General features: G+C 26.5%; 8 protein-coding genes. 1 reads left to right on the top strand and 7 read right to left on the bottom strand.

Annotated features, from left to right (window positions below; all coding sequences use genetic code 11):
* The first annotated feature begins 255 nt into the window (after positions 1-255).
* Positions 256-1,446, top strand: a complete 1,191-nt coding sequence (locus H612_RS09475) for a Fic family protein (protein ID WP_245570475.1) — start codon at positions 256-258, stop codon at positions 1,444-1,446.
* 161 nt (positions 1,447-1,607) lie between these two features.
* Here H612_RS09475 and H612_RS0108620 read toward each other — a convergent pair whose 3' ends face one another.
* The 7 genes from H612_RS0108620 to H612_RS0108590 form a co-directional block, all read right to left on the bottom strand.
* The gene (locus H612_RS0108620) at positions 1,608-3,017 is read right to left on the bottom strand and encodes a flippase (RefSeq protein WP_027131065.1); all 1,410 of its coding nucleotides are present in this window, start codon (positions 3,015-3,017) and stop codon (positions 1,608-1,610) included.
* A 272-nt stretch (positions 3,018-3,289) separates the two neighbouring features.
* Entirely contained in the window at positions 3,290-4,366 is a 1,077-nt protein-coding gene (locus tag H612_RS09650; protein ID WP_027131064.1) for an FRG domain-containing protein, read from the bottom strand.
* Positions 4,359-4,928 carry an ImmA/IrrE family metallo-endopeptidase gene (locus tag H612_RS09645; protein WP_027131063.1) on the bottom strand — a complete coding sequence of 190 codons (570 nt, stop codon included), beginning with the start codon at positions 4,926-4,928 and terminating at the stop codon, positions 4,359-4,361. The genes H612_RS09650 and H612_RS09645 overlap by 8 nt, the downstream gene beginning before the upstream one ends.
* A gap of 101 nt (positions 4,929-5,029) precedes the next feature.
* Positions 5,030-6,130, bottom strand: coding sequence for a UDP-galactopyranose mutase (glf, locus tag H612_RS0108605; RefSeq protein ID WP_027131062.1), 1,101 nt, complete (start codon positions 6,128-6,130; stop codon positions 5,030-5,032).
* 192 nt (positions 6,131-6,322) lie between these two features.
* Positions 6,323-7,099 (bottom strand): beta-1,6-N-acetylglucosaminyltransferase, encoded by a 777-nt coding sequence (locus tag H612_RS09460; protein ID WP_245570474.1) that lies wholly within the window; start codon positions 7,097-7,099, stop codon positions 6,323-6,325.
* Between the two features lie 11 nt (positions 7,100-7,110).
* Positions 7,111-8,175 (bottom strand): acyltransferase family protein, encoded by a 1,065-nt coding sequence (locus H612_RS0108595; RefSeq protein ID WP_035500557.1) that lies wholly within the window; start codon positions 8,173-8,175, stop codon positions 7,111-7,113.
* 26 nt (positions 8,176-8,201) lie between these two features.
* Positions 8,202-9,437, bottom strand: a complete 1,236-nt coding sequence (locus H612_RS0108590; protein ID WP_027131060.1) for a hypothetical protein — start codon at positions 9,435-9,437, stop codon at positions 8,202-8,204.
* Positions 9,438-9,447: the final 10 nt, after the last annotated feature.

Genomic DNA, 9,447 nt, shown 5'->3' with positions numbered 1-9,447 from the left:
TTTTTCTATTTCAAAACGGAAATTTTTGCTATTTTTTCTTTTTTGAATCCTATTTTTATTTCAAAATGGAAATTTTTGCTATTTTTTCCTTTTTGAATCCCTTTTTTATTCCAAAATGGAATTTTTCGCTGTTTTTTCCATTTTGAATATGATATAATTAAAGAAAAATGTATAAAGTTGGTGATCTTTTTGGCTAAATATTATCCATTAGAAAAAATATTCCATATGAATCTAGACGCAGAGTCCGAATACAAAATGAGAATAAACTCTCCTTCTTCTTTTATTACTAATCTTAATATAACTCCTATTATCAAAGGGGAAAAAACAAAAGAAGTAGTTCCTCTATTCGTTCTTAATACCATTAATTTAGTAAATATTACTGAAAAAATACTTAGTAATAGTAAAAATATCGTAGAACAACAAAGCTTGCTTCCTGATATTGCTCGTGAAAAATTTCTTAATCTACTATTAATAAATGAACTTCAAAGTACAAATTCTATAGAAAGTATTAAAAGTTCTAAAAGAGAGCTATCCGAAATTCTTATGCAAACTAAAAATCAAGACTCCCCTAACAATATTAAAAGATTTTTGGGATTAGTTAAACTTTACTTTCATATTGGAGAGTGTAAAGATATTTCTGATATAAAAGATTTTAGAAAAATATATGATATGCTGGTTAGTGAGGAAATTTCTGAAGAAAATAAATTAGACGGAGATCTTTTTAGGAAAAAAAGTGTAAATGTCTTTGCTGGAGATAAAATTATTCACAGAGGAGTTACCTCTGAACAAGAAATCAATCACGCATTGGAAAATTTAATACACTTTTTTGAAAACTCTAATCTGCCTACATTATATACAGCCTTAATAGGTCATTATTTCTTTGAATATATTCATCCATTTTATGATGGTAATGGCAGGGTCGGAAGATTTCTATTAGCAAATATACTCTCTCAAAAAGTAGACAAATACACAGCAATCACACTTTCTTATAGTATAAACAGAAACAAAAATAAATACTATAAAACATTTATTAATGCATCACATCCACTTAATAAAGGAGAGATGACTTTCTTTATAGGAGAAAACCTAGAAATACTAGAGCAAGGACAACAAAATATTTTAAAATTCCTTACAGAGAATATAGAAAAACTTAATATTATTTCTTTATATCTAGCAAAAAATATTACCGATATTAATCTTAAAAATATACTATTTCTACTAGCTCAAAGTTATCTATTTAGCGCCAAAGATAACCTTATTACCCATAACGAAATCGCCCAAACACTTGAAATTTCGCCAAAAACATTAAATAAATACTTAAATGAGAATCTAGACAAAATAGAAATAATTAAGAAAAAACCTAAAATTTATAAATTATCAGATGATTTTGTCAATATGATGTTAGTAGAAGGGGGAAGTATTTCTTCATATCCAATCCAAAGATAGGATAACCAACTTTCCTAATTTCCCTACTTCAAAAATAATCAAATTAAACAAAAAACGAACTGATTTTATAGAGCTTTTACCTCTATAAAATCAGTTCGTTTTTTATTTATATATAATATTTACAAAACTTCTATTATTTATTGCGTCAAAAATATAATGTTTTATTTCAACAACTCTTTAATCTCTTTTAAATTTGCTACTTTAAAAATCAAAATTAATAACAAATACACTCCGCCCCCTACTATTACATAAAGAGCAAGTCCAAATACACCTGTTAAATGTGTCGCCATTTTTAAAACTTCAATTACCGCAAACATAATCCCCGCAGAAATTATTATTTTTAATAAATTAAAATTAAATACCACTTTTCTATCAATCATATTTCGACTAAAATACCACTGAATTGCTAAAACCAAAAATTCCACTATTACCGCAGTTACTGTCGCCCCTTTATAACCAAAAGATGGAATAAGAACAATATTCAATAGAACACTCACACCAGCAGGTAAAGTCGTTGACAGCATAAATTCTTTATTTTTATCCCTTACTACCAAAACTTGATATCCTAGTATATTAGTCCATCCTATAAATAGACAATTAAAAACTATTATGTAGAGAACATACTTTACATCTTGGAAATTTTGACCTAAGAAAAAATTTACAAAAATCTCATTTATTGCCAACATCCCAAATATCATAGGAAAAATAATAAGATTGTACATCAAAAAAGAAAATTTCAGCATATTCATCGCCTCTTTCTCCTTCTTCTCAGACAGTAAATTCGACACTCTAGGTAACATTACCGCACCTAACGAACTCACCACCGTTAATAATATACTCACTAATTTTTGCCCTTGATCGTAAATCCCTACATCAGAATAACTCCCGAATACCCCAAGTAATGTCCTATCTAAAACTACATAAAGAGATACCGCTACCTGAGGTAAAAATAACATTGTCGTCGGTTTTATATTTCTCTTTATTTTTTCAATATCAAATTGCGGTTTTGATAAAAATTTTCTCGCTGGCAACCACATCACTACTTGTCCTAAGAACTCAAATATAACTAATAAAAATACATATAAATACAACTGATTTTCATTTTTTATAAAAGCAAAAATACTGACTACTCCTACTAATTTTACCGCCGCATTACGCAAAGTTATTTTCTTAAAATCTTCTTTACCTGTAAATAGCCAAGATATATCAATCATTCTTGAAAAAAGACTTATTATCAAAATATAGGCTATCGTATTTTTCATAGTAGGAACTATCCCAAATGCAGAAAAATATAATATGATAGAAAATATACTCGTTGCTACTTGAATAATATAAATATTCCAAAAAGTGCCATTAGTATCTTTTGAAGCAGCTATCTTTTTTGTTCCATAAATATTAATCCCCAGATTCGCCAATAAAATAAAATAACTAACTATTGAATTGTAGAATCCATAATTCCCCAAATCTTCACTGGTAAACACCCTCGTTACATAAGGTACAGTTATTATAGGTAATATAATATTTAACAACTGATACGAGAGATTATATAAATAATTTTTTATTACTTTCACTAGTTTTAACTCCTAATATTAGTTCTAAAATTAACCTATAACTCTTTTTCTAAGCTAATTTTATAATAACTTTATTCTCTTTACATCCAACTATTATTTTATCAAAAAAACTACCTAATTTCTAGAAATAAAATAATTATATTAATTCACAAATTATCACTTATTTATATCTCCAATATAATCCTTTAAAAAATTAGCTAGCATATCCCTTATGTAAAATACAACAAACAAAGAAAATCCAAATTAGAAAGCTAAACTCTAATTCAGATTTTCTATCTATAACGTTTTGAAATATTTTTTATATAATCGGATAAATCAGGGAATAATTCTTCGTAGTGGTAGTTGTACTCTTTTAGTTTTTGCTTTATATCCGAGATTACTTCTCTATATAAACGACTAATTTTTTCCTCCTCTTCTCCTTTTAAGAATTTCTCATACTTTTCTATTGATTTTTCATACTCTTCTTCAGGTAGTTGAAATCCTTCTTCTGGATATTCCTTCGCTAGTTTTTTATAATTTTCTAATATTTCTATGCTAGCATTAAAATCAAATTCCATGGAAATAATAATTCTATCTATTTTTTGCGTTTCTTCTATATTAAATTTTCCATTTTTATAATGATCAAACAATCTCTCGTAATTAATAAAAGCTCCCTTTTGAACCTTTATCCTTTTGTTATTAGGAAATTTAACTCCGTCTTGAAAGAAAGGATTATCTGGATTTATTCTGTACAGCTCAATCTGCGGTTTATCAAAAATACTACTCTCTACCATAAATAACATCGCTATAAACGGATTTTCTGTAATATCTATAAGATTTGTTTTCAATTCATAATGCTGTAATATTGATAGCTGCTCCGCTCTCTTCTCCCTATTACTATTTAGATCAACATATTCTATTTCCTCCGGAAACTCCTTACTTATCTTTGAGTAAATATTTTCAAAATCTTCGTAATAAAACTTTTTACTATCTTCATTACTTATATTTCTCAAAAGAGAAGGCACTGTCTTCCAGTTACAACTTTGACCTCGATAATATGTGTATGGCTCAGAATATTTATTTACATTGTTTTCCTTCCCACTTAAATAAGTAATAAGCTCCTTCAATAAATAAAACATATTATAGCTCGCTCGCTTACCTAATTCCTCATTTAGTGCTACTACTTTGCTCTTTAATTCTTGATCAGTAGAACTATTATCTGTGCTTACACCAATTACTTTATACTTTTCTGTATCTAATTCATCAAGTTTCAAAAATCTTATAGTAATTTTAGTATCGTTAAATATATTATTTTTCTCTACAAATTCTTTTAAATCTTTATAATACTGAATCGTTTCCAAACTATTCATAGTTTTTTTCCCAGTTAAAATTTATATTTTCTAATCTATATTCCATAGAAATCAGAGATACTTCTAATAATTCTGCCATTCTAGCTGATATTACACCTTTTAGTGATTCTGTTAACTCAGAAGATGCTAAATCTAAACCTTTAAGAACAAAATCCTTCGCATAATACAATAATTTCTCCGGCATCAAAAATTTCGCCGCAAATCTATTAGCTACCATTTCGTTATGTAGCTTATCTAAGTCATAACCATATAACTTTCTATCATGATGTCTATTAGCACTACCATGATCTAATAACGCATGTCCTAATTCATGTGCCATACTAAAACGTTGTCGTTTGTCGTTTTCTAAACTATTAATAATAATTTCTTTATTAACTGCATTAAACTCCCCAGATTTGCGATTCATTGGGACTTCTTTTATTTCTAAATTAGTGTAGTTAGCTATAAATTCTTTTACATCCACCTTAGGAGTATTTTCGTCTAATTCAAAATTAGAAAAATCTATCTTTTTATTTTCAAACACTTTTTTTATTTCTTTATCAATAAATTTTTCATATTTCATTTTTATACCTCCTTTATTATCCATATTCACTTTAATTTTAAACTAAAATCATTTTTTATACAAGTATAAAAGAAAATAAATCTAGAATTGATATTCCAGATTTATTTTTCTAACTCTTCTCTTACAACGCTTAGTGCTCTTTCGATGACTACATGCATATCATAATATTTATAATCAGCCAAACGACCACAGAAAATAACATTATCGTGTTTTTCAGCATCTTCTAAATATTTTTTATAAATTGCTGTATTTTTTTCATCATTGATTGGGTAGTAAGGTTCATCTCCTCGTTGCCAACTCGCCGAATATTCTCTCGTTATTACAGTTTTTGCTTGCATACCATATTCAAAATGCTTATGCTCGATAATACGAGTGTAAGGTACTTCACGCTCTGTATAATTCACAACAGCATTTCCTTGGAAATTCTCCTCATCCAAAATCTCATGTTCAAAACGAAGACTTCTATACTCCAGTTCTCCATGCTTGTAGTCAAAATACTGATCAATCATCCCTGTAAATACTACTTTCTTGGCCGAGCTTTCTAGCTCTTTCCTATTTTCGAAGAAATCTACATTCAGTTCTACTTCTACATCTTTTAGCATATTTTCGATAATAACATTATATCCCCCTATTGGAATACCCTGATGTCTATCATTAAAATAATTATTATCAAAAGTGAATCTCACTGGCAGACGTTTTATAATAAACGGTGGTAACTCAGTTGCACTCCTACCCCATTGTTTTTCAGTATATCCTTTTATTAAAGTTTCATATACATCCGTACCTATTAATTTAATAGCCTGTTCTTCTAAATTTTTAGGTTCTATATTTTGCAAATGTGCCGTTTGTTCAGCTATTTTTTCTTTTACTTCTTTGGGTGTTTTTGTACCCCAAAGTGCATAAAAAGTATTCATATTAAAAGGAAGGTTGTACAGTTTTCCTTTATAATTTGCCACTGGAGAATTAATATAATTATTAAATTCAACGAACTGATTTACATAATCCCATACTTCTTTGTTTGAAGTATGGAAAATATGAGCACCATATTTATGAACGTTTATTCCTTCAATATTTTCGCAATAAATATTCCCACCAATATGGTTTCTTTTATCAATCACTTTTACCTTTTTACCTTTTTTCTTCGCTTCGTAAGCAAAAATCGCTCCAGACAATCCCGCTCCTACTACTAAATAATCGTACATACTAAAATCCTTTCTTTGATATAAATTTTAGAAATTATTCTTGGAATTTATTATATCTAATATTTTCTCTCTCATTTTCGGATATTTATCTAAATCAAATTTTCTAGAAAACAGATGTCCATTTTTCTTACCATATTTTAACTGTTCAATATCTTTATCCGAATCTGTCCATGTATATGGAGTACCATCCCATCAATTTATATATCTAAGATTTCCTTGAAAATCGTCACTAGAATTATATAAATATAAATCATTTAATTCTCCCACTCTTCCTAGAGTTGTTGGGATAAATAGCTCATCTGCTAACCAAGAACACTTAAAAGTTTTACTTATAAAGTCCTCATTACTCAATAGAGAATTGACAGCTTTTTTGTTTATAGAACACCAATTAGAGCCATATTTTACTATTATAGTATCTTTTTTCAATCTATCTACTCTTAAAATTTTTTGAATAAATTTTTCTATCTTTCTATAAAGCGAAAATAATTTCTTAATAAATTTATTATCAATTTCTCGTCTATTTATTATCTTAGTAAAATAGTAATAATATTTTATTCTATGGTGTGCTTTCGCTCTTTCAAAAATTTCTTTCGGTGATATATTAATAAAATTCTTTTCTTTATTTTCTTCAAAAAAATTATAAATATTTTCTGCTGTATCTAGCGGTAAATCTACTCCTGATAAAAGGTGATAAAATTCATAATCCTCATTTATTTTAGCCGCTTTAAATAGTTCTAATTCTGCTTCTATTTGCGAATAATCACCCCAATAAATAGGAATCTCTTTGGTAAATAAAATTTTAGAATATTTTACACTAGCCATTATATCTTCTTTCGATTGCTTTAAAATATTAGATTTTTTATCAAATAAAATAAATATATCATGCTTTTCATAATCTAGTAGTGAAATTAAAAATTTCAGCTGTTCTATCTTATTGTGTGCTATTATCAAATATGCATGCTTCTTCATAGTTTTATCTCCTAATTTACCATCCAATTATACTTTTTAAATAGTTTTTTAAATAGTTTCGTTATTAATAACGACATTAAAAATGTCATAAAAAATCTAGAAATAACAATAATTATAATTCCTGTACTCGTAAACATAAAATTATTATCTAATAAGTAAGCTAATTTTAAAATTAAATAATTCAATGTATCTGAAAAAATATATATTCCTAATCCATTTATTAATATATTTTTGAAAAGTACATTATTTAATATTTTTTTATGCAAAATAGATATATTATAAGAAAAATTATAACAAATTAAAGACCCCAATACCGCTAGAACATCAACTACTATTCTGCTAACAAAATAACTATTATTTTTTATATAAAAATTTATAAGTATTAATACAAGAAATAACATCACTATTATTAAGTCGTATAATCTATTGTTTTTTATAAATTTATTATAATACTCTCTTTTAGATTCAAATAAAAATCCTAAAGAGAACCAAAATAAAAATTGTAAAGGAGCACCTACAATTGTTATTTTTATGTAATATCCCAACAAGTGTACAATATATAATATTACAAATATATATACTTTCATTTCTAGTTTTAAAATGTAAAATGATATTAAAAATATAACAAATAGAGTATACAAATACCACAAATGTGAATTACCCAATAAAAATAATTGGCCTACTATTCCTCTCGCGATACTAATATTATTAAAATAATCTGATATATATTTCAAGGGGATTGTATAAAACAAAGTAAATGCTATATATGGTATTAACAAGCGTTTAAATTTATTACTAAGAAATTGATTAAAATTACACCATCTCTTATTTTTTACTTGTATGTAAAAAAATGTTCCAGAAATCGCCATAAACATCGGCATATGAAAATAATATAATATCTCTCGAACTTTATCAAAAATCTTATATGTCTTTTCCGCACTATCACTAGCTATATAGGTCTGATAATCCACTCCACCATAGCTACTAACAATCTGGTAGTATGTACTATGACTTAGCACCACTAAAATTATCGCAATAATTTTCAAAATGTCATATTCTACTATTCTCTTATTCATACTGCTATCCATTCTTTCTAATTTAATTATCTATACACCGGTAATTCACTAAAATAATTCCAAATATTTTTTATTAGAATATCTGACTTTGAATAATCTAATAAGCTAATAAAATCTAAAAAATTTTTATTATGAATAATCCCAAGTACTATTATTAAACCATAGAGTATTACAACCATTAAATATTGTAACATATTGACTTTCTCCTTTAAAGATAGATACATTACAGTTGCCAATATAAGCATTGGGAGCAAAATAAATAAATTTCTATATGATAAATTTTGATATAATATCAGTGGTATATTAAGTATAGCGATATAATAGGTAAGGGTTTGGAAGTATGTGTACTTATTATTTTTTCTCTTGTATATATTATTTAAATAAAAAATTATGTATGCAATACCTAAGAATAATGTCATATACATAGCTAAATAATGAGATAGATGAAAATATTCTGCATATTCATCATTAGATTGATATATATCTAATTTATTTATTATCATTTTTCCATATTTACTACCCACTTTTTCTAAGACATCAGGTAATACATTTATCACAATAATGGGAGTTATCATTAGTCCAAAACTGTTTACTACTGTTATTTTTTTTAGAAAAATATACGATACTCTTATTAAGATATAAAGCAAACTTGCAGGATGAATTAATAGAGGAATTAGGTATAATAGTAAAAAAATGTCATTTTTAAAACCTCTATTGTTATCCTTGTAAAACAAATATACAAGTATAGACATTACCAACATATATCTCATACCACTTGTTGAAGCTCTATAGTTTATTGAGACAAATACTGCTAAAAATGATAAAATAAATAATAACTTAGGGAATTTATTCTTCAAAAACACATCCACAACCGTATACAACATTAAAAAATAAACTAAAACGCAAACAGTAAAACTCACTAATGAATACATCCCTGTTCCACTATATATATATAAAATAAATGCAAACAATGGATAATTTTGATAATCATATCTTAATAAAAAACTACCGTCTATCATATCTTTAATCCAATCTATAAAATTATTATACATGGAAAAATAATATGCTGCTTGGTAATGATATGCCCCATCATCTGTTGGATAAGGTATATATCTTAGTGCTAATAACGATATCCCTACTACAAAAAACAGTAAATATATCTTAACATATTTTTTTTGTAATAACATCAATCCTATAGATATTGGTGCCATTATTATAGGAAAAAACATAAACATCACACAATATATAATTAATAGTAACACGGTTTTCATC

This window comes from Gemella cuniculi DSM 15828 (assembly GCF_000425665.1).
Classification (GTDB): domain Bacteria; phylum Bacillota; class Bacilli; order Staphylococcales; family Gemellaceae; genus Gemella; species Gemella cuniculi.
The sequence above is the reverse complement of the archived record's forward strand: the minus strand, read 5'-3'. Positions and strand labels throughout refer to the sequence as shown.

Bases quoted from the DNA above. Each gene is read 5' to 3' on its own strand.
- H612_RS09475 (WP_245570475.1), top strand. From the start codon at position 256: ATGAGAATAAACTCTCCTTCTTCTTTTATTACTAATCTTAATATAACT.
- H612_RS09650 (WP_027131064.1), bottom strand. From the start codon at position 4,366: ATGAATAGTTTGGAAACGATTCAGTATTATAAAGATTTAAAAGAATTT.
- H612_RS09645 (WP_027131063.1), bottom strand. From the start codon at position 4,928: ATGAAATATGAAAAATTTATTGATAAAGAAATAAAAAAAGTGTTTGAA.
- glf (WP_027131062.1), bottom strand. From the start codon at position 6,130: ATGTACGATTATTTAGTAGTAGGAGCGGGATTGTCTGGAGCGATTTTT.
- H612_RS09460 (WP_245570474.1), bottom strand. From the start codon at position 7,099: ATGAAGAAGCATGCATATTTGATAATAGCACACAATAAGATAGAACAG.
- H612_RS0108595 (WP_035500557.1), bottom strand. From the start codon at position 8,175: ATGAATAAGAGAATAGTAGAATATGACATTTTGAAAATTATTGCGATA.